We start from the raw sequence: 22,357 nt of genomic DNA, 5'->3' as shown, positions 1-22,357 counted from the left end.
ACCTCCCGCCCGCCCTCAACCGGGCCACAGCAAGGGCCAGGGCCACCTGCGCATCATCGCCGGCGAGTGGCGTAGCCGCCGCCTGGCGGTGCCTGAAGGCGACGGCCTGCGGCCAACGCCTGATCGCGTACGCGAAACCGTGTTCAACTGGCTCGCGCCTTACATCGAAGGCGCCCGCGTGCTGGACGCCTTCACCGGCAGCGGCGCACTGGTGCTGGAAGCCTTGTCGCGCGGCGCCGAAGACGCCGTGGCACTGGACAGCAACCCCGCCGCCATCAGCAACCTCAAGGACAACCTCGAGCTGCTGCGCTGCCCTCGCGGGCAAATTCTGCAAACCGACGCGCTGCGCTACCTGCAGAACCCGGCCAAGCAGCAGTTCGACGTGGTGTTCCTCGACCCACCGTTCCACCAGGACCTGCTGGCCAACACCTGCAACCTGCTGGAACAGAACCAGTGGCTGCGGGAACAAGCGTGGATCTACACCGAGAGCGAGACCGCGCCCTCGGCCTTGCAACTGCCGGGCAACTGGCGCCTGCACCGGGAGAAAAAGACCGGTCAGGTGCATTACGCGCTCTGGCAGCGGGGCTGATCACCTGATATTCGGCCGGCGTACATTGTCCGCGTAAAGCGTTGGCGTATTTAGCTACCGCACAGCAACCGGCCCTCTGGCTGAAGCTGCTCCTTCGTTTCTTGCTGGAGCACTTCAACCATGACCGAACCGCCAAAGCCGACACCGTCGGTGCAGTCCTTTGCCCTCGCCAATGGCCTGCGCGTCTACCTGCGCGAAGACCGTCGCGCCCCGCTGGTCAGCGTGCAGCTGTGGTACCACGTAGGCTCCATCGACGAGCCTGACGGCCACACGGGCCTGTCCCATGCCCTGGAGCATCTGCTGTTCGAGGGCAGCAGCAAGCTGGCCAGCGGGCAATATTCGACGCTGATGACCCGCCTCGGCGGTGACCCGAATGCGTTCACGCTGGAAGACGCCACGGTCTTTCCACTGACCTTGCCCGTCAGCCGGCTGGAGATTGCACTAGAAGCCATGGCCGACACCATGGCCACTGCCACGCTCAGCGATGCACCCTTTGCCCGCGAACTGGCGGTGGTGATGGCCGAGCGGCGCGTCGATATCGACAACAACCCCTTGGCCCTCGCGATGGAGCAGCACCCGTTGCTAGCCCACGGCAACAGCCGCTACGCAACGCCGGTGATCGGCCACCCCGCCGATCTCCACGCCATGACGCCCGCAGCGGCCCGCACCTGGTACCAGACCTGGTATCACCCAAACAACGCGACCTTGTCAGTCGTCGGCGATATCGGGCTGCAGCCACTGCTGGCACTGGTGGCGCGGCACTTTGCCGTGATCCCCGCCCATCGCCTGCCACCCCGTCAAACGCCCCTTGAGGATGCCGAGCTGACTCGACGTTCACAAACACTTCAGCTGCAAGGCCTGAGGCCTGGCGTGATCCTCAGTTTCAACCTGCCCAGCCAACGCACCGCCACGTCCAACGCGCAAGCTCATGCGCTGCGGCTGCTGCCCGATCTCCTCAGCGAAGGCCACGCCGCCACCCTCCGCCGCCTGCTGGTGATAGACGAACAGGTGCTGCAAGGCCTGAAGGCAACTTACGAGCCGTATCGGCGCGGCGACAGCCTGCTGACGTTCTACGCCTTCTGTAGCGCGCACGTCACGCCCGAGGCTGCGGCCGACAGGCTGTTGGCTGAAATCGAACGCTTTCGTCAGCAGCCGCCCAGCACCGAGGCGCTTCAGCGCGCCAAGGCACGCCTCCTCGCCAGGCAACTGTTTGCCCGGGACGCCATCGCTGAGCAAGCACATGCCATCGGCAGACAGGCGGCCTGCGGGCTGGACCCCATCGCGCTGGATGATGAACGAGCCACCCTCGAAGCCGTGACGGCCGAACAGGTGCACCAGGCCGCCGTCGCCTACCTGACAGCGCCTCGCACAGCGATCACCTACATGTACGACAAGGAGCGCGCCCATGAATGACAGGATATCGCCCCCTCCGGCGGCACATGGCATCTACGGCGGCCTACTCTCCGCCCAAGGGTTGGACCTGCAACAGCGCGAAGCCATCCGCACAGAGGTACACACCTGGAGAACCGACGCGGGAACAGGCGTCACGTACGTCGAAGCCCGCGGCTTGCCTATCGTCGATGTGGTGCTGCGCTTTAACGCCGGTACTGCTTCGGTTGACCCACCCAGCCTGGCGGCCCTGACGCTGTACATGCTCGACGAGGGCAGCCTACGCTTCAATGCCGCCGAACATGCGCAACGTATCGAGCGGCTGGGTGCGGTGGTTGAAAAGCAGATACGCCACGATCACGCCACGCTGAGCCTGCGCACTGCCAGTACCCAGGCACTGCTCGCCCCTGCCATCGAGCTGTTCACCAACCTCGTCGCACAACCGGCCTTCCCCGCCCCAGCCCTGGAGAAGATCAAACGCCAGCTGGTGCTGCATGACGCAGCCCGCACCAGGCAGCCGGTATTCAGAGCACGCAGCGAAGCCTATCGCCACCTCTTCAGCGGTCACCCCTACGGACAGCCACAAGGTAGCACTGCGCAAGTGCTCGATGCAGTCACGCCCGCTGACCTGGAAGCGTTTCACCGACGCGCCTACTCCGCCACCAACCTGGAGATGGTCGTGGTCGGGGATCTGTCCCGCATCGAGGCGCAGGCCATGGCACAGCGTATCAGCCAGGCACTGCCCCAAGGCTGGGCTGCCGCTGAGCTGCCCGCTGCGCCAGAAACGTCGGGCACCACAATCAACATCGAGCAGGCCGGGGCAGGCAACGCGGTTCTTCTTGCGCTGCCCATCGACGTACCGGCCAACGACCCTGAGTACCTTGCACTGAAGCTGGCCTGCGAGGTGCTGAGTGTGGGGTCCGACTCCCGCTTGATGAAAGCGCTGCGCCAACGCCAGGGCTTGACCTACGGCATCTACAGCCAGTTGGTGCCCAAGCGCGTTGGAGGGCTCTTCGCGATCGAGTGGGAGATTGCCCCACCCTACGTGAAAAGCTCGCAAGCCCTGGTAGAGGCCTTGCTTCACGATTTGGTGCTGCACGGGCCGACCGAGGCCGAGCTGCAACTGGCCTGCCAACAGCTGGCAGGCCAGTTGTTGCGCACGGTTGCGCAGAACAAGCGCCTGGCCGAGCTGCTCACCGAAACCAACCAGCAACGCCAACCTGCCGATCACCTGAACACGTATAACGAGCGCCTGGCCAAGCTGACCCCAGCGGCGGTCCGCGAAGTCATGCAACGCAGGTTAAACCTGACGCGCAGGCTGCTGGTCAGTGTCGGGCCGGTTGTCGATCAGCAACCGCTACCGGCCTCCGACCAATAGCGCAGGTACAGCGGCGGCGTTTCATGGCACTCTAGGCAGGCACATCACGAGTCGCCCAGCATGCCCAGTTTCACTGCCACGTTCCGCCCAGCCGTCGGCCTGTCCAACCCCCACCTGCAAACCTTGTGGGGCCCGCTCTGGCGCAAGCTGCCCGAACTGCAACGCGACCGCGAGCGGCTGTGGCTGGCCGATGGCGACTTCATCGACCTCGACTGGCACGGCCCGCACCAACCGGATGCACCGTTGGTGCTGGTCCTGCATGGCCTCACCGGTTCCTCCCACTCGCCCTACGTCAAAGGCTTGCAGCAGGCCCTGCAGGGCCGCGGCTGGGCCAGTGTGGCGGTGAACTGGCGCGGCTGCTCGGGCGAGCCAAACCTGCTGCCGCGCAGCTACCATTCCGGCGCCAGCGAAGACCTGGCAGAAATCGTCGCCCACCTGCGCGCCCAGCGCCCATTGGCGCCGCTTTACGCGGTGGGTTATTCGTTGGGTGGCAATGTGTTGCTCAAATACCTGGGCGAAAGCGGACCGGCCAGCCACCTGGAAGCAGCTGTTGCGGTGTCGGTGCCGTTTCGTCTGGACCAGTGTGCCGACCGCATCGGCCAAGGCTTTTCGAAGGTCTACCAGGCGCACTTCATGCGCGAGATGCTGGCCTATGTGCAACTGAAGCAGCGGCATTTTCATGAGAAGGGCCAGCATGAGCGGCTGGCGGCGCTGCAACGGCTGGGGCCGCTGACCAACCTGCGTACCTTCTGGGACTTCGACGGCAAGGTCACCGCGCCGCTGAACGGGTTCAACGATGCACACGACTACTACCGGCGCTCATCGAGCCGCTTCTTCCTGGGTGAGAATCGCACTCCAACCCTGATCATCCACGCCAGCGACGACCCGTTCGTCTCCAGCCACAGCTTGCCCCTGGCCAGCGAACTGGCGCCGCGGACGCACTTTGAACTGCACAACCGCGGCGGCCATGTGGGCTTTGTCGATGGCAGCCTGCGCAACCCGGGGTATTACCTGGAGCGGCGGATTCCGCAGTGGCTGGTAGAGGGCGCTTAGCGGCGGCCCGGGTCAATCTCCGGTAGCCACCCCGTGCGCCGGGTTGTTGATCCATTCGCTCCACGACCCCGCATACAGCCGCCCTAGCGGATAGCCCGCCAGTGCCAAGGCAAACAGGTTGTGGCAAGCGGTCACACCCGACCCGCAGTAGGCCACCAGGTGCTCCGGCGAGCGCCCAGCCAACTTTTCTGAGAACCGTTGCTTGAGCGCTTCGGCCGACAGGAAACGCCCGTCGGCCCCCAGGTTGTCGGTGAACGCCGCGCACTGCGCGCCAGGGATGTGCCCAGCGACAGGGTCGATCGGCTCGACTTCACCCCGGAAGCGCGGCAGCGCGCGGGCGTCGATCAGCGTCAGCTCGGCATCGCCCAGGTGCTTGGCCAGGTGCGCGGCATCGATCAGCAGCTTGCTGTCCGGTTCGCCCTTGAAGGTCCCTTCGCGTTTGAGCGGTGGGTCCAGGCTCAGCGGCAGGTGCGCCGCATGCCATGCCTTGAGCCCGCCATCGAGAATCGACACGCCGCTGCGCTTGCCCAGCCAGGCCAGCAACCACCAGGCGCGAGCAGCAAACGCACCCGGGCCGTCGTCGTACAGCACCACCTCGCTGTCATTGTCCACGCCCCACTCACGCAGACGCTCGACCAGCCGCGCCGCATCGGGCAACGGGTGGCGCCCCGTACGCCCCTTGCTTATCGGGCCGCTGAGGTCGCGCTCCAAATCAGCGAAGTGGGCCCCGGCAATATGCCCCTCGGCATAGCTGCGTTGGCCATAATCCACATCCTCGAGGGCAAAGCGGCAGTCGAGGATCACCAAATCGGGCGAGCCCAGACGCTCGGCCAACGCTTCCGGGGTGATCAATTGCGCAAGGGGCATGACAATCTCCTGATCGATAGCACTCGAGCCCTGGTTTACAGTTCCAAGGCCTGGTTGAAGGGTACGTGGAATTCCTGGCACAGCGCGTCCACGGCGCTGCGGGCATCGGCGGTGACAAAGCCGAGCTCCAGCACCAATACCTGATAGACGCCCCGCTTGAAGGCTTCTTCACCCAGGTGCGCGGAATGCTCGCGCGTGGTGCTGAGAAAGCGCACCCACGAGGTCAGGACGATCCAGGCGTTGATGGTCAGCGACTCGATCTGCGCCGGCGCCATGGCCAGGATCCCGGCGTCGACGAAGCCACGGTAAATCGCTTGGCCCTGACGCAGGCAGCGCTCGGAAAACCGCCGGTAACGGGCGGCCAGCTCGGCGTCGCTGTCCAGCAGGTGCTCCAGGTCGCGGTGCAGGAAGCGGTAGTTCCACATCGCCGCGAGCAGGGCCTTGAGGTAGAAACGTTTGTCTTCCACGGTTGCGCAGCGCCCTTGAGGCGGGCGCAAAAAGCTGTCCACCAGCTCTTCGTACTGGCTGAACAACAGGGCGATAATCGCCTGCTTGTTGGGGAAGTGGTAATACAGGTTGCCGGGCGAAATTTCCATGTGCGCGGCAATGTGGTTGGTACTGACGCTACGTTCGCCCTGCTGGTTGAACAGCTCCAGGCTGTTCTGCACGATGCGCTCTCGGGTCTTCATGCGCGGGGCCATGCTCAGCTCCCAGTCTGCGGGCCTTGATCAAAGGGCCATCTTAAGGCGTATCCGGTGTGGAATACACCGCTCGACGCCAACGAAAAATTCGCACGATCGTTCGGATTAGAGTATAGGCTCTAGGGATTTCCTGCCCGGATTCGAGCCGATATGACCTCGCCCGTTGACGTGCCTCCTGTGCATTCCGACCTCGACCTGACGACGAGGTTCGCCGCCCAACGCCTGGCCTTTGCGGGTAACCCCGCACCCCCGGCAGCTCAGCGCCGGCAATGGCTGAAGAGCCTGCGCGAGGCACTGCTGGCCGAGCAAACGCAGCTGATCGAAGCCATCGATCAAGACTTTGACGGGCGCAGCGCCGATGAAACCTTGCTGGCTGAATTGCTGCCCTCGGTCCAGGGCCTGCGCCACGCCGAAAAGCACCTGCGACGCTGGATGCGCGCCAGCAGGCGCCGCGTCGGCCTGGCATTCCAGCCCGCCAGCGCGCAGGTGCGCTATCAACCGCTGGGCGTGGTCGGCATCATCGTGCCGTGGAACTACCCGCTGTTTCTCGCCATTGGCCCGCTGACCTGTGCCCTGGCCGCCGGCAACCGGGTCATGCTCAAGCTCAGCGAAGCAACGCCCGCCAGCGCCCTGGCCCTCCAGCAGTTGCTGGCGCGCGTGTTCCCCGAAGACCTGGTCAGCGTGGTGTTGGGTGAGGTCGAGGTTGCCCAGGCCTTTGCCCGCCTGCCGTTCGATCACCTGCTGTTCACTGGTGCAACCAGCGTCGGCCGCCAGGTGATGCTGGCCGCAGCGCACAACCTGACCCCGGTCACCCTGGAGCTGGGCGGCAAATCCCCGGCCATCGTCTCGGCCAGTGTGCCCCTGGACAGCGCGGCCGAGCGCATCGCCTTCGGCAAAACCCTGAACGCCGGCCAAACCTGCGTGGCCCCCGACTACGTGCTGGTACCGCGCGAGCGGCTGGGGGCCTTCAGTGACGCTTACCAGTCCGCCGTCCACCGCCTGTTCCCGCGTATCGCCAACAACCCCGACTACACCGCCATCATCAACCCGCGGCAGTTGCAGCGCCTTCAGCACCTGCTGGACGACGCCCGTGACCAAGGCGCCCAGGTGCTCGACCTGTACCCAGGCGAGCCGCGCCAGGGCCGACGCCTGCCCCCTCACCTGCTGCTGGACGTGAACGACGAGATGCAGGTGATGCAGGACGAAATCTTCGGCCCGCTGCTGCCGCTGGTGCCCTACGACAGCCTCGACCAGGCATTGGCCTACATCAACCAGCGCCCTCGCCCACTGGCCCTTTACTACTTCGGCTACGACCGCAGCGAACAGGAACACGTGCTGCGTCACAGCCACTCCGGCGGCGTGTGCCTGAACGACACCCTGCTGCATGTGGCTCAGGACGACCTGCCCTTTGGCGGCATCGGGCCTTCCGGCATGGGCCATTACCACGGCCACGAGGGTTTTCTGACCTTCAGCAAGGCCAAGGCCGTGCTGGCCAAACAGCGCCTGAACGCTGCCCGCCTGATTTACCCACCGTATGGCAAGGCCTTGCAGCGCCTGGTCTACAAGCTGTTCATCCGCTGAGCCCAGGCCCATGCAGCGTCGCGACTTGCTCCGTTTCAGCCTGGGCGCCAGCGCCTTCCTCGCCACCACCAGCCTGGTCGGCTGCACGGCACAGTCGGCCGCGCCCGGTTACAACGTGCTGCGTGATGACGACCTGCCCCTGTTGAGCGCGCTGATCCCGGTGGTACTGGCCGGCACCCAGGCCGTCGAGGCGCTGGTGCTGCACAGCCTCGATCACAAACTGGCGGCGCTGTCGCCAGAAATGCTCAAGCTCACCCGGCAACTGTTCGACGTGCTCAGCCTGCCGCTGACCCGTGGCCCGCTGACTGGCGTGTGGGGCGCCTGGGAGCAGGCCAGCAGCGAGCAGATCAACGCATTTCTGCAACGCTGGCAGGACAGTTCGCTGAACCTGCTGCGCATGGGCCACGCCTCGTTGCTGCAATTGCTGCAGATGGCCTGGTATGAACGGCCGGAAGCCTGGGCCGCCTGCGGCTACCCAGGGCCACCGAAGATCTGACGACCACAAGAGCCTTGCCAATGCCTGTAATCGACCCGTTTCGCCAAGGCCTCGAACGCGGCTGGATCACCCACGACGGCTCGCGCCTGGCGCATGACCTGGCCCTGCAGGCCGATATCGCCGTGATCGGCAGCGGCGCTGGCGGCGCCACCAGCGCGCAGTTGCTCAGCGCCGCGGGGTTCAAGGTGCTGCTAATCGAAGAAGGCCCCCTGAAGACCAGCAGCGACTTCCACCTGCTGGAGAGCGAGGCCTACGCCAGCCTCTACCAGGAAGGCCTCGGCCGCATGAGCAAGGACGGCGCCATCACCATTCTGCAGGGCCGCGCCGTGGGCGGCACCACGCTGGTGAATTGGACCTCGAGCTTTCGCACGCCGCCACAGACCCTGGCCCATTGGGCCCGGGAGCACCAGGTCAATGGCTTGGACAACGAGGCGCTAGGCCCCTGGTTCGAGCGCATCGAACAGCAGCTGGGCATCAGCCCTTGGGCCTTGCCACCCAACGCCAACAACGAGGTCCTGCGCCGTGGCTGCGAACAACTCGGCTATCGCTGGGCGGTAATCCCGCGCAACGTGCGGGGTTGCTGGAACCTTGGCTATTGCGGCATGGGCTGCCCGGTCAACGCTAAGCAATCGATGCTGGTGACCAGCATTCCCGCCACCCTCGACCAGGGCGGCGAGCTACTCTATCTTGCGCGTGCCGAGCGCTTCGAGCACAACGGCGAGCGCATTACCCAGTTGCAGTGCACAGCCCTGGATGCCCAAGGGATAAACCCCACCGGCCGGCAGATCAGCGTGCGCGCCCGCCACTACATCCTCGCCGGGGGCGGTATCAACAGCCCAGCCCTGCTGCTGCGCTCCAACGCTCCCGACCCACACGCCCGCCTGGGCAAACGCACCTTCCTGCACCTGGTCAACTTCAGCGCGGCACGGTTCAAGGCGCGCATCGACCCCTATTACGGTGCTCCGCAGTCCATCTACAGCGATCACTTCCAATGGCTGGGCGGCAGCGGCGGCCCGGTCGGCTACAAACTGGAAGTGCCTCCGCTGCACCCGGCCCTGGCCAGCACCCTGCTGGGCGGACATGGCAGCGAAAATGCCCAGCGCATGGCCGAGCTGCCGCATACCCACGTGATGCTGGCGTTGCTGCGCGATGGCTTTCACCCAGAAAGCCAGGGTGGCACGGTCGAGCTGCGGGGCGATGGCTCGCCCGTGCTGGATTACCCGGTCAATGACTACCTGCGCGACGGTTTGCGCCGCGCCTACCGCAGCATGGCGCAGATCCAGTTTGCCGCCGGGGCCGAGCAGGTGTTGCCGGTGCACAGTGATGCCCGTTACACCAACAACCTTGGCGAAGCCCTGGCGATGATCGACGGCCTGCCACTGGCGCCGTTCCGCACACGCCTGGGCAGCGCCCACGTGATGGGCGGCTGTGCCCTGGGTGAAGACCCGCGACACGCGGTGTGCAACAGCCTGGGCCAGCATCACCAGCTGGAAAACCTGTCGATTCACGACGGCTCACTGTTCCCCACCAGCATCGGCGCCAACCCGCAATTGTCGGTGTACGCCATCAGCGCCAAGCTCACCGAGGCCCTGATCGCCCGCCTGGCACACAACGCATGACAACGAATGCACCCACTGTCTATAGTGCCATCAGCCGGCCGCATGACTTGGCCGGGCGCTATCGCTGCGCTACCATCCGACTCCCCAACGCACTCCAGCCAGGATGACGCGATGAACCGAGTGTTGTACCCGGGTACTTTCGACCCCATTACCAAAGGCCATGGCGACTTGGTCGAGCGCGCCTCGCGGCTCTTCGACCACGTGATTATCGCAGTGGCGGCCAGCCCGAAGAAAAACCCCCTGTTCCCGCTGGAACAACGGGTTGCGCTGGCCCGTGAGGTCACCAAGCACCTGCCCAATGTCGAAGTCATCGGCTTCTCTTCCCTGTTGGCGCATTTTGCCAAGGAACAGGGCGCCAACGTCTTCCTGCGTGGCCTGCGCGCGGTCTCCGACTTCGAGTACGAGTTCCAGCTGGCGAACATGAACCGGCAACTGGCACCCGATGTCGAGAGCCTGTTCCTGACGCCGTCGGAGCGTTATTCGTTCATTTCCTCGACGTTGGTCCGGGAAATCGCGGCATTGGGGGGCGATATCAGCAAATTCGTCCACCCCGTAGTGGCTGAGGCGCTGACCGAACGGTTCAAGAAGTAAGCCTGCACGCCTGATCATCGCGCCCGCGTGCACTGCGGGCGCGAATGCGGCACAATTGTGCCCACAGCGTTGAACATGCCCGGGCTGAGAGCCCCGGCCGGAGTCCCCATGTCCCTGATCATCACCGACGATTGCATCAACTGCGACGTCTGCGAACCCGAGTGCCCGAACGAGGCCATCTCCCAAGGCGAAGAGATCTACGTGATCGACCCTAACCTGTGCACCCAGTGCGTGGGTCATTACGACGAGCCCCAGTGCCAGCAGGTCTGCCCGGTCGACTGCATCCCCCTGGATGAAGCGCACCCAGAGACCGAAGAGCAGCTGATGGCCAAGTACCGCCTGATTACTGGCAAGGCCTGATAAGCGCCGACATCAGGGAATGCACGCTCCTCTGTAGGAGCAGCCTTGCGCTGCGAAGAGGCCGGTGAAAACGCTGCAAAACGTCGCTGCGTTCACCGGCCTCTTCGCAGCGCAAGGCTGCTCCCACAGGGCGCGCTTACATCCCACAGTGGTTCAGCGCTGGCAGCGTGGGCAGAACACGCTTGCCCGCTGGCCGAGCTTCACCTCGCGCAAGGTCGTGCCACACAGTTTGCACGGCATCCCGCCCCGCCCGTAGACGAACAGTTCCTGCTGGAAGTAGCCCGGCTGCCCATCCCCGCCAATGAAATCACGCAAGGTCGTGCCGCCCTGCTCGATGGCCGCTGCCAGCACGCGTTTAATCTCGATGGCCAGCTTCAGGTACCGCGCCCGCGAAATACCGCCCGCCTCGCGGCGTGGGTCGATGCCCGCAGCAAACAACGCTTCGGTGGCGTAGATGTTGCCCACCCCCACGACGATGGCGTTATCCATGATGAACGGCTTGACCGCCATCGAGCGCCCACGGGACAGCTGGAACAAACGCTCGCCATCGAACAGGTCGGTCAACGGCTCTGGCCCCAGACGCAGCAGCAGTTCGTGGTTGAGCGGGTCGAGGCTCCAGAGCATGGCGCCGAAACGGCGCGGGTCGGTGTAGCGCAGCATCAGCCCCGACTCCAGCTCGATATCCACGTGCTCGTGCTTGGCCGCCGGCAGGCCAAGCTCGACCAGGCGCAAATTGCCCGACATGCCCAAATGGCTGATCAACGTACCGACCTCGGCATTGATCAGCAGGTACTTGGCCCGCCGCTCGACGCTGACGATACGCTGCCCCGACAAGCGCACATCCAGGTCTTCGGGGATCGGCCAGCGCAGGCGCCGGTCACGCACCACCACCCGGCTGACCCGCTGGCCTTCCAGATGAGGCGCAATGCCGCGCCGGGTGGTTTCTACTTCGGGTAGTTCCGGCATGTGTCAGTGCCCGCCCAGCTCTCGAATATTCTGTTTGAGGTTTTCGAAGTCGTAGTCCGACAAGCCAATGTAGTCGAGCACCAGTGGCCCGACCACTTCCCATTCGTGGTCGACGCTCTGGCTGCCCAGTACCCGGTAGGACGCGCAGATGTGCTCGGCCATCTTCAGCACCGCCAGCAGGTTCTTCAGCTGGCTCTGGGTATTGCGCGAAGACTCGTCGCGGAACACGGCCAAGGCGTTGTGGTGGTTGGCGATGGCCGCTGTGAGGTGCTCGGGCAGGCGCCAGGACTTGGCGGTGAAGTACCCCACCACCGAGTGGTTGGTGTTGAACGCGCGGTTTTCCGTATCGACCACCCGCGTTTCGGCGCTGGCCTCGGCATAGGCCTCTTCCAGCACGTCCATGTAGTTGGGGAAGCGCTTGAGCATCAGCGGCACACCGCAATCATGGAACAGCCCGAGGGTGTAGGCCTCGTCAGCCGTCTGCATGCCGGTACGCTTGGCCAAGGTCAGGCAGGTCATGGCCACATCCTGCGCGGTGTCCCAGAAGCGGTTCAGGGTGACGATGGTCTCGTCGCTCATTTCGCCTTTGATCGACTGGGCGTTGATCAGGTTGATGATCGAACGGCTGCCCAGCAGGTTCACCGCCCGCTGGATCGAGCCGATCTTGTTGGAGAGGCCGAAATGCGGGGAGTTGACCAACTTGAGCAACGCGCCGGACAAGCCAGGGTCCTGGGAAATCAGCTTGGCGATGGTTTCCAGGTCTGGGTCGGGCATGTATTGCTCGAACTGCAGGTCGACCATGATCTGCGGTTGCGGCGGGATGGTGATGCCTTGCAAGGCTTGCTGGATCTGTTCGGCGCTGAGTTCTTGGGACATGCGTACACACTCATTGAGGACGGCGAATTCTAACACCGGATCGGCTGGCTTTAGCCCTGGCCAGCACTTTGTCGCGCCTGACCCCGAAGCGAAGGCCAACACGGTATACTCCCGCTCTTTTTTCCCGGAGCGACGTCATGTCCCTGCCCAGCCTACGCCTCAAAGCCAATGCCGACCGCCGCCTGCGCGCCGGCCACCTGTGGGTCTACAGCAATGAAGTCGACGTCGCCGCGACCCCGCTGCAAGGTTTCCAGGCCGGCCAGCAAGCGGTCCTCGAGGCTGCCAACGGCAAGCCGCTGGGCATCGTGGCGCTGAGCCCGAACAACCTGATCTGCGCGCGCCTGCTGTCGCGCGACATCAAGCTGCCGCTGGACAAGTCGCTGCTGGTACACCGCCTCAACGTCGCCCTGTCGCTGCGTGAGCGCCTGTTCGACAAGCCGTGCTACCGCCTGGTCTACGGCGACTCCGACCTGCTGCCAGGCCTGGTGGTCGACCGTTTCTTCGACATCCTCGTGGTCCAGCTGGCGTCGGCCACCATGGAACTGCACAAGGACGACGTGATCGCCGCCCTGGTGCAAGTGCTCAAGCCAAGCGGCATCTTGTTCAAGAACGATTCCGCCGCGCGTGATGCCGAAGGCCTGCAGCGCTACGTCGAAACCGTCTACGGCGAAGTGCCGGACTGGGTCCCGCTGGAAGAAAACGGCGTCAAGTTCGAAGCACCGGTACGTGAAGGCCAGAAGACCGGCTGGTTCTACGACCACCGCATGAACCGCGCACGCCTGGCGCCCTACGTCAAAGGCAAGCGCGTGCTCGACCTGTTCAGCTACATCGGTGGCTGGGGTGTGCAAGCCGGCGCGTTTGGCGCCAGCGAAGTGTTCTGTGTCGATGCGTCGGCTTTTGCCCTGGACGGCGTCGAGCGCAATGCCGCGCTCAACGGCATCAGCGAGAAGCTGACCTGCATCGAAGGTGACGTATTTGAAGCGCTGCGCGAGCTGAAGGCCGCCGAAGAACGCTTCGACGTGATCATTGCCGACCCACCCGCCTTCATCAAGCGCAAGAAAGACCTGAAAAACGGCGAAGCGGCCTACCGCCGCCTCAACGAACAGGCCATGCGCATGCTCAACAAGGACGGCATTCTGGTCAGCGCCTCGTGCTCGATGCACCTGCCCGAAGATGACCTGAACAACATCCTGCTGACCAGCGCCCGCCACCTGGACCGCAACATGCAACTGCTCGAGCGCGGCGGCCAAGGCCCGGACCACCCGGTGCACCCGGCCATTACCGAAACCCGCTACATCAAGAGCATTACCTGCCGGTTGCTGCCTAACAGCTGATTGGGCAATCACTGAAGCGTGCATTACCTCCCCCCTGTGGGAGCGGGTTTACCCGCGAAAGCGTCGGTGCATTCACCCTCGCATTCGCGGGTAAACCCGCTCCCACAGGGGTCGAGCTTGGGCTCTAAGGGATGCGCTCTGTCAGATATCCAGCACGTACGACGCGATCCCGAAGTACACCAGCACCCCCGCCGCATCGGCAATCGAGGTCACCAGCGGGCCACTGGCCGTCGCCGGGTCGAGCTTCAGCTTGGTGAACATGAACGGCAGGCTCATGCCGATCAGGCTACCCAGCAACACGATCACCAGCATGCTGCTGGCAACGATCAGGGCAATGTCCCCCCCACCGCGCAGCACGCCCAGCGATGCCACCGCCACGGCCATGGTCGCCCCCAGCGCCAGCGCAACCCCGCATTCGCGCCCGAGCATGCGCAGCCAATCACGCATGTGTACTTCGCCTGTCGCCAGGCCCCGCACCATCAAGGTCGCCGACTGCGCCCCGGCATTGCCCCCGCTGTCCACCAGCAGCGGCAGGAAGAACACCAGCACGATGTGCGCGGCAATGGTTTCCTCGAACGCCGCAATCCCCGCCCCCGAGAACAGGTTGCCAAAGACCAGCAACACCAGCCACAGCACCCGTTTGCGGTACAGCAGGCTGACGGTGGCATCGCGCAGGTTGCCCACATGGTTGGTGATGGAGGCGCCTTTGTGGAAGTCCTCGGTGGCCTCATCGACCACCACATCAAGTGCATCGTCGCAGGTCACCAGGCCTACCAGCCGCCCGGCCTCGTCCAGCACCGGCACAGCCAGCAGGTCGTGCTCGCGGATCAAGCGGGCCACGTCTTCCTGACGGGTCGTGGTACAGACGCAAATGACCTTGTGCACCATGATGTGATCAATCAGCGCTTCAGGCGCCGCCAGGATCAACTCGCGCAAGGACAAGGTCCCGAGCAGGTTGCGCTGCCCGTCGAGCACATAGGACTGGTAGATGGTTTCGGCATCGGCGGCCTCGCGGCGCAGCATGTCGATGGCCTGGCTGGCGCTGAGGCCGGCGTCCAGGCACGAGTACTCACTGGTCATCAGGTAACCGGCCGTGCCTTCGGGGTAGCCTTGCGGGTGAAGCAGGTCGTCACGACGGGCCTGGGCGGCCTGGCGCAGGTCAAGGGGTGAAACGAGCGTATCGGAGGTGTGCTGCATGAGGTTCTCCAGGCGCCGACGCAGGCACCCGCACACCTCAGCCACAGGGGCTCAAGCCTTCGGAAGCCCTGGCGACGACGCGCTCAGTGCCAATTTGCGAGTTCGGTATGAACTGAAACTGGGAAGGTCCATTGAGGGTGTATCTCGTGAAGCCGCACATGCGGCGGGCGGATCATAGTCAGCTTGGGCGGGCAGGTCAGCCCCTGAACCGGCGTTTCGGAAGCGTCCTACAAGCGACCGGTCATGAGGCGAAAGCCACCGCCCAGACACATCGCCATTCCCTCACAGCGCCAGCGGTGTAGAATCGGCCTATTCATCGCCAGTCATCCCCGGCGGGTTTATGAGCTCTGGTCGAGCACGCGGCGATCCCGTGGTGTCTTCGGCCCCATCCGTGCCAGTGGCAACCGGCCTAAGGCGCATAGGACAAGAGAAGCTCACTCCCCTTTTTGTGACCTGATTAAGCCGCCAGGAGTGCTTCATGCCTGATTATCGTTCCAAGACTTCCACCCAAGGCCGCAACATGGCTGGCGCCCGAGCCCTGTGGCGCGCCACCGGGATGAAGGACGAAGATTTCAAGAAACCGATCATCGCCATCGCCAACTCGTTCACCCAGTTCGTCCCGGGCCACGTGCACCTGAAGGACCTGGGCCAGCTGGTTGCCCGTGAGATCGAGCGCGCCGGTGGCGTGGCCAAGGAATTCAACACCATCGCGGTCGACGACGGCATCGCCATGGGCCACGACGGCATGCTGTATTCGCTGCCAAGCCGCGAGATCATCGCCGACGCCGTGGAGTACATGGTCAACGCCCACTGTGCCGACGCCATTGTCTGCATCTCGAACTGCGACAAGATCACCCCCGGCATGCTGATGGCCGCCCTGCGCCTGAACATCCCGGTGATCTTCGTCTCCGGCGGCCCGATGGAAGCCGGCAAGACCAAGCTGGCCAGCCACGGCCTGGACCTGGTCGACGCGATGGTCATCGCGGCTGACTCCACGGCCTCCGACGAGAAGGTTGCCGAATACGAGCGCAGCGCCTGCCCGACCTGCGGTTCGTGCTCTGGCATGTTCACCGCCAACTCGATGAACTGCCTGACCGAAGCCCTGGGCCTGGCCCTGCCGGGCAACGGCTCGACCCTGGCCACCCACTCCGACCGCGAGCAGCTGTTCCTCACTGCCGGCCGCACCATCGTCGAGCTGTGCAAGCGCTACTACGGCGAGAACGACGAGTCGGTCCTGCCACGTAGCATCGCCAACTTCAAGGCGTTCGAAAACGCCATGATGCTGGACATCGCCATGGGCGGTTCGACCAACACCATCCTGCACCTGCTGGCCGCGGCCCAGGAAGGCGAGGTGGCGTTCGACCTGCGGGACATCGACCGCTTGTCGCGCACAGTGCCGCAGCTGTGCAAGGTGGCGCCGAACATCCAGAAGTACCACATGGAAGACGTCCACCGCGCCGGCGGCATTTTTAGCATCCTCGGCTCGCTGGCCCGTGGCGGCCTGCTGCACACCGACCTGCCGACCGTGCACAGCCGCAGCATGGAAGAAGCCATCGCCAAGTGGGACATCACCCAGACCGACGACGAAGCGGTGCACACCTTCTTCAAAGCCGGCCCGGCGGGCATCCCGACCCAAACCGCATTCAGCCAGTCGACCCGTTGGGAAACCCTCGACGACGACCGTGAAAACGGCTGCATCCGCAGCTTCGAACACGCCTACTCGCAAGAGGGTGGCCTGGCGGTGCTGTACGGCAACATCGCCCTCGACGGTTGTGTGGTGAAGACCGCCGGTGTCGACGAGTCGATCCATGTGTTCGAAGGCAGCGCGAAGATCTTCGAAAGCCAGGACAGCGCCGTGCGCGGCATCCTCGCCGACGAAGTGAAGGCCGGTGACATCGTCATTATCCGTTACGAAGGCCCGAAGGGCGGCCCGGGCATGCAAGAGATGCTCTACCCGACCTCGTACCTGAAGTCCAAAGGCTTGGGCAAGGCGTGCGCCCTGCTCACCGACGGCCGCTTCTCAGGCGGTACCTCGGGCCTGTCGATCGGCCACGCCTCGCCGGAAGCCGCTGCAGGCGGCGCCATTGGCCTGGTGCGCGACGGCGACAAGGTGTTGATCGACATCCCCAACCGTTCGATCAACCTGCTGGTCAGCGACGAAGAGCTGGCCGAGCGCCGTGTCGAGCAGGACAAGAAAGGCTGGAAGCCAGCCGAAGTGCGCCCGCGCAAAGTGACCACGGCGCTCAAGGCCTACGCCCTGCTGGCGACCAGTGCCGACAAAGGTGCGGTGCGTAACAAAGCGATGCTCGACGGGCTGTAAGGCTTTCTAGCGTTTGAACAACCGGCGCCCTGTGCGCCGGTTTTTCATGCCTGTGGATAAGTTCCGAGTCAAAGCTCCCCACGCGAAGCGCATTGGCGCAATTGCGCCAGCAGCAGGGCCGCCGAGCGCTTTGGCTTCGCCGTCGAGGTCAGCATGAACTGCGCGTGAGGCAGTGCGGGCAGTGTCGTCACTTCCTGCAGGCCTGCGGCCAGTGCGCATGAGCGGGTGACCGGGGTTACCCCTAGGCCGCCGCTTACGGCAGTCATCAGCCCCCCGGCGCTGGGGCTCTGGCAAACAATCCGCCATTGTCGCCCTGCACGCGCCAACGCTTCGATGGCCGCCGCACGGTAGGGGCATTGATCGGAAAACACGGCCAAAGGTACAGGTGAGGTCGCATCATCGGTGGCCAGCGCCAGCGGCCCTCTCGCCCAGACCAACGGCTCGGACCAGAGCACCTCGCCACGCTCATCACCGCCGCAGCGGCTCCCCAGCACGATATCCAGCCCACCCGCGTGCATGAGCGCGAGCAACTCGCCGGTCAAGCCGACCTGCAGGGCAACCTCGGCATCGGGGTGCGCCACGGAAAACCGACGCAGGCAATCGATGATCGGGGCTTTGACCATCTCCTCGCTCAACCCCACGGACACCGTGCCGCAAACCCGCCTGCCGACGCCAAGGCTCGCGCGGGCATCGTCATGCAGTGCCAGGATGGTGCGGGCATAGCCTGCCAGCCGCGTGCCTGCCGGGGTCAGGCTGACCGAGCGCGTGGTGCGTTCCAGCAGCTTGTGCCCGGCTTCAGCCTCGAGCCGCCGAATGTGCGCGCTGATTGCCGATTGCGTGAGGTGCAGGCGCTCTGCCGCACGCGTGAAGCCCCCGCTGTCGGCAACGGCCAGCAAGCTACGCAGAAGGACGCTATCGAACACGGATTGATCACCTATTGGACTGAATGAGGCGAGCATACGTGATTTCTATAATGGATCGCCCTGAATCAGACTCTGCGCTCCCCCTGTGCCGTATATCGCCAGGGAAATGCCATCGACGCTGACAGGAGTAGCCCCGTGGTTGAACGTGTTCTTTATGTGTGTGCATCGCCGAGAGGCGAACGCTCGGTTTCCGCTCAGATTGCCGAAGTGTTCCTGGCCGCGTTGGCCGAGCGCAAAACCGTGGAGGTTGACCGCCTGGACCCTTGGGAATGCGAGCTGCCCGAAGTGGATGGCGACCTGCTGGCGGCCAAGTACGCCGGGCTTGCCGATGCCCCGCTTTCTCCCGCGCAAAACGCCGCCTGGGCACAGATCAGAACCCTCGCCAAACGCTTCCACCGGGCAGATACAGTGGTGTTCAGCGTCCCGCTGTGGAATTTCGGCATCCCCTACAAACTCAAGCACTTGATCGACGCCATTTCGCACAAGGGCGTATTGTTCACCTTCGATGAACAGGGGTTGAACGGCATGCTGGGTGGGCGCCGGGCGGTGGCCATCTACACGCGCGGGCTGGGTTATGGCCCCGACTCGCAGACGCCTGACCAAGCGTTCGGCCTGGAAAAACCCTTCCTCGATGCGTGGTTCCGCTTCGTCGGGATCAACCAGGTGCACAGCATCGTGGCCGAACAGACGCTTGGCGCCGAGGGCGCCAGCGTCCGCTCAAGCGCCATGGAAGCCGTGGCCATGCTGGCGCAGAACTTCGACCAACAACAAGCCAGAACGCTCATTGTCGGCCGAAGCGGCTGACCTGCACCGGGTTACTGGATCTGCTCAGGCGTGACGATCACCCAGTTCTTGTCCGCCGTCACCGGCAGCCCTTCCTTGGCCTGCGCGGCCGCCTGCTTGGCGATCATGCCGTTGAGCTGGTCCATGTACTTGGCCTTGCGGTTTATCCACAGGTGGATGCCCCCTTTGCCCACGTCCACCCCGTGGAACTGCATGTAGCCATCGCTGGTGGGCGTATCGCCGCCCACCAGCACCGGCCGCTTCCACTCGTCGATGTAGGTGAGGATCGCCGCCTGCTTGCCCGCCATCCAGGTCGCCGGGGTCCACAGATAAGGCGTCAGTTCCAGGCCTTCGTTGGCCTTGGGGTCATAGCTGCCGGCGCTGATCTGCTTGCGCGCCGTGGTCAGCTGGCCGTTGCTGCGGTCCTTCAGTAGCAGGCTGACGCCAATCACGTTCTGCGGTTTGACGTTGTAGCCGTACTTGGGGTCGGACGCGACCATGCGCACCAGTTCTTCGGACGCGGCAGAAATGACATACACCTCGATGCCGTTTTCCATCAGTTTGTTGAACAGCTCGGCCTGGCCGGCAAAGACCTTGGGCGGCTGCACCTCGATGGCCTTGACCTGGTCACCCTCGAAGTAGGTGCTGGGCACGGGTTTGCCGGAGGCCATCAAGGCGTCGACCTGGGCCTTCAGTTCCTTCAGGGTGAAGCCCGAGAACACCTGCGCCACCCAGGGGTAGCAGACCATGTCGTCGATTTCGCACAGGCGGTAGTAGTAACTGAACAGGCTTTCCTTGTGCTCGGCCGTGTCTTTGAAGGGGATCAGCTTCAACGAAGGGTCGAGCTTGTCGCGGGTCAGCAGCCCCTGGTTCTCCATGAACGGCAGCAGCGCCTCTTCAAGGTCGTAGCGGTAGCTGGTGTTGTCCATGTCGAACACCGCGTAGTTACCTTTGTTGGCATTGGCGGCGATCATGCTGTCGAGCTGTTTGGCGGCCTCGGCAGGCCAATGCTTGAGTTCGGTGGCCCAGGTTTGGGCACCGAACAGCAGGGACAGACCCAGGGCGAGGGCTTTCGGAGCGAACTTCATGTGCGAATCTCCTGAAATGACCGGGAAACGCTAGTCCAACCTACCGGCCCAGCAAGCCCTGACAACGACGTTGAAGCAGCTTGAAACGCCCTGTTCATTGCTATCTGCGACATTCCGTTATTCCATAAACGACTATGCACATTCCATTTGGGTATAAATTCGTTTGTTTTCAGGCTGTTAGCATTTCCGTTCGCAATCGCTCACAGAGGCGATGCCTCTTCTGTTTTTTGTTGGAGCTTCAATGAACCTGCCGCTGTCTCTCAACCTGCTGGCGTTCCTGGCCTTGCTGCTGGGCCTGGCACAAACTCGCCGCACCGACTGGAGCCTGGCCAAGAAGGTCTTGCTGGGCCTGGTGCTGGGCGTGGTGTTCGGCCTGGTCCTGCACACGATCTATGGCGCTGGCCACCCGGTATTGAAAGCCACCATCGCCTGGCTCGACCTGGTCGGCAACGGCTATGTCGGCTTGCTGCAGATGATCGTCATGCCGCTGATCTTCGCCTCGATCCTCAGCGCCGTGGCACGCTTGCACAATGCCTCCTCGCTTGGCCGCATCAGCGTGCTGAGCATCGGCACCTTGCTGCTGACCACTGCCATCGCCGCATTGATCGGCATCGTCTTGACCAACCTGTTCGGGCTGACCGCCGACGGCCTGGTGGCTGGCGTGCAGGAAAGCGCGCGGCTGCAAGCGATCCACAGCGACTATGCGGGCAAGGTCGCCGACCTCAATATCCCGCAACTGCTGCTGTCGTTCATCCCCAGCAACCCGGTAGGCGACCTGGCGCGGGCCAAGCCAACCTCGATCATCAGCGTGGTGATCTTCGCCGTGTTCGTCGGCCTGGCCGCCCTGCAACTGATCAAGGACGACGCCGAGAAAGGCGCGCGCGCCCTGTCGGCCATCGACACCCTGCAAGCCTGGGTCATGCGCCTGGTGCGCGTGGTGATGAAGCTCACCCCTTATGGTGTGCTGGCCTTGATGACCAAAGTGGTCGCCAGCTCCAACCTGGACGACATCCTCAAGCTGGGCAGCTTCGTCGTCGTTTCGTACATCGGCCTGGGGCTGATGTTCGTGGTGCACGCCGTCATCCTGGCGGCGACCGGCGTCAGCCCGCTGCGCTTCTTCCGCAAGGTGTGGCCAGTGCTGACCTTCGCCTTCACCAGCCGCTCCAGCGCCGCGAGCATCCCGCTGAACATCGAAGCGCAAACCCGTCGCCTGGGTGTGCCGCAGTCGATCGCCAGCTTCAGCGCCTCGTTCGGCACGACGATTGGTCAGAACGGTTGCGCCGGCCTGTACCCGGCCATGCTGGCCGTGATGGTTGCCCCGGCAGTGGGCATCGACACCTTCGACCCGCTGTGGATCGCGACCCTGGTCGCCATCGTCACCCTGAGCTCGGCCGGGGTAGCCGGAGTAGGCGGTGGTGCGACCTTCGCCGCGCTGATCGTGCTGCCGGCCATGGGCTTGCCGGTTGAGCTGGTAGCACTGCTGATTTCGGTGGAGCCGTTGATCGACATGGGCCGCACGGCACTGAACGTGAATGGCTCGATGACGGCCGGGGTGGTGACCAGCCAGCTGTTGAAAGAGACTGACCAGGACGTGTTAGCCGATGACCAGCATGCAACGCTGAGTCATAGCTGATACGGCAAGGCCGCCCCTACAGTGAAGACGCGGTCTTTTTGTAGGAGCGGCCTTGCGTCGCGATGGGGCGCGAGCGCCCCCCAAAAATCTCAAACCTTGTCCCAAACATCAAAGTGATACGCCGGCCCAGCCCCTTCAGGCGCTTGCGGCTCACTGCTCACCCGGCGCCACTGCGCCTCGTCGAACGCCGGGAACCACGCATCGCCCTCAGGCGACAGCTCGACCCGGGTCAGGTACATGCGGCTCACCAGCCCTTTCTCCAGCGCCTGCCCATACAGCTGCGCCCCGCCAATCAGCATCAGCTCATCGACGCCCTGCTCGCGCGCCCACTGTTCGGCGCGCACCAGTGCAGCTTCCAGCGAGGCGAACACCTCGGCACCGGCCAGCGCCAGCCCCGGCTGGCGGCTGACCACGATATTCAGCCGCCCCGGCAAAGGCCGGCCCAGCGAGTCCCAGGTCTTGCGCCCCATGATGATCGGCTTGCCCAGGGTCGTGGCCTTGAAGTACTTGAAATCCCCCGGCAGGTGCCAGGGCATGGAATTGTCGATGCCGATCACGCGGTTCTCGGCGAGGGCCGCGATCAGGCTGAGGGGGAGTGTGCTAGTCATGCCAG

General features: G+C 64.1%; 21 protein-coding genes. 13 read left to right on the top strand and 8 right to left on the bottom strand.

Annotated elements, in window-relative coordinates; genetic code table 11:
- From rsmD to MFF34_RS27275, 4 genes are all read left to right on the top strand, one after another.
- Positions 1 to 589, top strand: a 589-nt coding sequence (gene rsmD / locus MFF34_RS27290) for a 16S rRNA (guanine(966)-N(2))-methyltransferase RsmD (protein ID WP_238217684.1), incomplete at its 5' end; no start/stop codon positions are given.
- A 120-nt stretch (positions 590 to 709) separates the two neighbouring features.
- A complete protein-coding gene (locus MFF34_RS27285) occupies positions 710 to 2,002 on the top strand; it encodes a pitrilysin family protein (protein ID WP_238217682.1) in 1,293 nt (430 codons plus the stop codon).
- Positions 1,995 to 3,356 (top strand): pitrilysin family protein, encoded by a 1,362-nt coding sequence (locus tag MFF34_RS27280; protein WP_238217680.1) that lies wholly within the window; start codon positions 1,995 to 1,997, stop codon positions 3,354 to 3,356. Before MFF34_RS27285 ends, MFF34_RS27280 begins: the two co-directional genes overlap by 8 nt.
- 60 nt (positions 3,357 to 3,416) lie before the next feature.
- A complete protein-coding gene (locus MFF34_RS27275; protein ID WP_238217678.1) occupies positions 3,417 to 4,409 on the top strand; it encodes a hydrolase in 993 nt (330 codons plus the stop codon).
- Between the two features lie 12 nt (positions 4,410 to 4,421).
- On the opposite strand, the gene MFF34_RS27270 is transcribed toward MFF34_RS27275, so the two are convergent.
- Positions 4,422 to 5,276, bottom strand: a complete 855-nt coding sequence (locus tag MFF34_RS27270) for a sulfurtransferase (RefSeq protein WP_238217676.1) — start codon at positions 5,274 to 5,276, stop codon at positions 4,422 to 4,424.
- A 35-nt stretch (positions 5,277 to 5,311) separates the two neighbouring features.
- Positions 5,312 to 5,977, bottom strand: coding sequence for a TetR/AcrR family transcriptional regulator (locus MFF34_RS27265; protein ID WP_238217674.1), 666 nt, complete (start codon positions 5,975 to 5,977; stop codon positions 5,312 to 5,314).
- Between the two features lie 150 nt (positions 5,978 to 6,127).
- Here MFF34_RS27265 and MFF34_RS27260 point away from each other — a divergent pair, with 150 nt between their 5' ends.
- From MFF34_RS27260 to MFF34_RS27240, 5 genes are all read left to right on the top strand, one after another.
- The gene (locus MFF34_RS27260) at positions 6,128 to 7,558 is read left to right on the top strand and encodes a coniferyl aldehyde dehydrogenase (RefSeq protein ID WP_238217672.1); all 1,431 of its coding nucleotides are present in this window, start codon (positions 6,128 to 6,130) and stop codon (positions 7,556 to 7,558) included.
- 10 nt (positions 7,559 to 7,568) lie between these two features.
- Positions 7,569 to 8,054: a twin-arginine translocation pathway signal protein gene (locus MFF34_RS27255; protein WP_238217640.1), complete on the top strand. Its 486-nt coding sequence runs from the start codon at positions 7,569 to 7,571 to the stop codon at positions 8,052 to 8,054.
- Between the two features lie 20 nt (positions 8,055 to 8,074).
- Positions 8,075 to 9,673, top strand: coding sequence for a GMC family oxidoreductase (locus MFF34_RS27250; RefSeq protein ID WP_238217638.1), 1,599 nt, complete (start codon positions 8,075 to 8,077; stop codon positions 9,671 to 9,673).
- Positions 9,674 to 9,784: 111 nt separating this feature from the next.
- Positions 9,785 to 10,264, top strand: a complete 480-nt coding sequence (coaD, locus tag MFF34_RS27245; RefSeq protein WP_016489662.1) for a pantetheine-phosphate adenylyltransferase — start codon at positions 9,785 to 9,787, stop codon at positions 10,262 to 10,264.
- A 108-nt stretch (positions 10,265 to 10,372) separates the two neighbouring features.
- Positions 10,373 to 10,624, top strand: a complete 252-nt coding sequence (locus MFF34_RS27240; RefSeq protein ID WP_027592315.1) for a YfhL family 4Fe-4S dicluster ferredoxin — start codon at positions 10,373 to 10,375, stop codon at positions 10,622 to 10,624.
- A 153-nt stretch (positions 10,625 to 10,777) separates the two neighbouring features.
- Here MFF34_RS27240 and mutM read toward each other — a convergent pair whose 3' ends face one another.
- Positions 10,778 to 11,590 (bottom strand): bifunctional DNA-formamidopyrimidine glycosylase/DNA-(apurinic or apyrimidinic site) lyase, encoded by an 813-nt coding sequence (gene mutM / locus MFF34_RS27235; RefSeq protein WP_027592314.1) that lies wholly within the window; start codon positions 11,588 to 11,590, stop codon positions 10,778 to 10,780.
- Between the two features lie 3 nt (positions 11,591 to 11,593).
- Complete coding sequence (locus tag MFF34_RS27230) at positions 11,594 to 12,412, bottom strand: HDOD domain-containing protein (RefSeq protein ID WP_238217688.1); 819 nt, start codon at positions 12,410 to 12,412, stop codon at positions 11,594 to 11,596.
- Positions 12,413 to 12,603: 191 nt separating this feature from the next.
- On the opposite strand from MFF34_RS27230, the gene MFF34_RS27225 reads away from it, so the two are divergent.
- Positions 12,604 to 13,800 (top strand): class I SAM-dependent rRNA methyltransferase, encoded by a 1,197-nt coding sequence (locus tag MFF34_RS27225; protein ID WP_238217636.1) that lies wholly within the window; start codon positions 12,604 to 12,606, stop codon positions 13,798 to 13,800.
- A gap of 141 nt (positions 13,801 to 13,941) precedes the next feature.
- Here MFF34_RS27225 and mgtE read toward each other — a convergent pair whose 3' ends face one another.
- The gene (mgtE, locus tag MFF34_RS27220) at positions 13,942 to 14,997 is read right to left on the bottom strand and encodes a magnesium transporter (RefSeq protein WP_238217634.1); all 1,056 of its coding nucleotides are present in this window, start codon (positions 14,995 to 14,997) and stop codon (positions 13,942 to 13,944) included.
- A 478-nt stretch (positions 14,998 to 15,475) separates the two neighbouring features.
- Here mgtE and ilvD point away from each other — a divergent pair, with 478 nt between their 5' ends.
- The gene (gene ilvD / locus MFF34_RS27215) at positions 15,476 to 17,317 is read left to right on the top strand and encodes a dihydroxy-acid dehydratase (protein WP_238217633.1); all 1,842 of its coding nucleotides are present in this window, start codon (positions 15,476 to 15,478) and stop codon (positions 17,315 to 17,317) included.
- Between the two features lie 68 nt (positions 17,318 to 17,385).
- Here the strand turns inward: ilvD and MFF34_RS27210 are convergent, their stop codons facing one another.
- Entirely contained in the window at positions 17,386 to 18,240 is an 855-nt protein-coding gene (locus tag MFF34_RS27210) for a LysR family transcriptional regulator (protein WP_238217631.1), read from the bottom strand.
- Positions 18,241 to 18,375: 135 nt separating this feature from the next.
- On the opposite strand from MFF34_RS27210, the gene MFF34_RS27205 reads away from it, so the two are divergent.
- Positions 18,376 to 19,044: an FMN-dependent NADH-azoreductase gene (locus MFF34_RS27205; protein ID WP_238217629.1), complete on the top strand. Its 669-nt coding sequence runs from the start codon at positions 18,376 to 18,378 to the stop codon at positions 19,042 to 19,044.
- An 11-nt stretch (positions 19,045 to 19,055) separates the two neighbouring features.
- Here MFF34_RS27205 and MFF34_RS27200 read toward each other — a convergent pair whose 3' ends face one another.
- Positions 19,056 to 20,111, bottom strand: coding sequence for a haloacid dehalogenase-like hydrolase (locus MFF34_RS27200; RefSeq protein WP_238217627.1), 1,056 nt, complete (start codon positions 20,109 to 20,111; stop codon positions 19,056 to 19,058).
- Positions 20,112 to 20,352: 241 nt separating this feature from the next.
- On the opposite strand from MFF34_RS27200, the gene MFF34_RS27195 reads away from it, so the two are divergent.
- The gene (locus tag MFF34_RS27195) at positions 20,353 to 21,744 is read left to right on the top strand and encodes an L-cystine transporter (protein WP_027592307.1); all 1,392 of its coding nucleotides are present in this window, start codon (positions 20,353 to 20,355) and stop codon (positions 21,742 to 21,744) included.
- Positions 21,745 to 21,833: 89 nt separating this feature from the next.
- Here MFF34_RS27195 and MFF34_RS27190 read toward each other — a convergent pair whose 3' ends face one another.
- Positions 21,834 to 22,352 carry a dihydrofolate reductase gene (locus tag MFF34_RS27190; protein ID WP_027592306.1) on the bottom strand — a complete coding sequence of 173 codons (519 nt, stop codon included), beginning with the start codon at positions 22,350 to 22,352 and terminating at the stop codon, positions 21,834 to 21,836.
- Between the last annotated feature and the right edge of the window lie 5 nt (positions 22,353 to 22,357).

This window comes from Pseudomonas sp. PAGU 2196, assembly GCF_022179005.1.
Lineage (GTDB): Bacteria > Pseudomonadota > Gammaproteobacteria > Pseudomonadales > Pseudomonadaceae > Aquipseudomonas > Aquipseudomonas kermanshahensis.
This window is presented reverse-complemented; position numbering and strand designations above follow the sequence as displayed.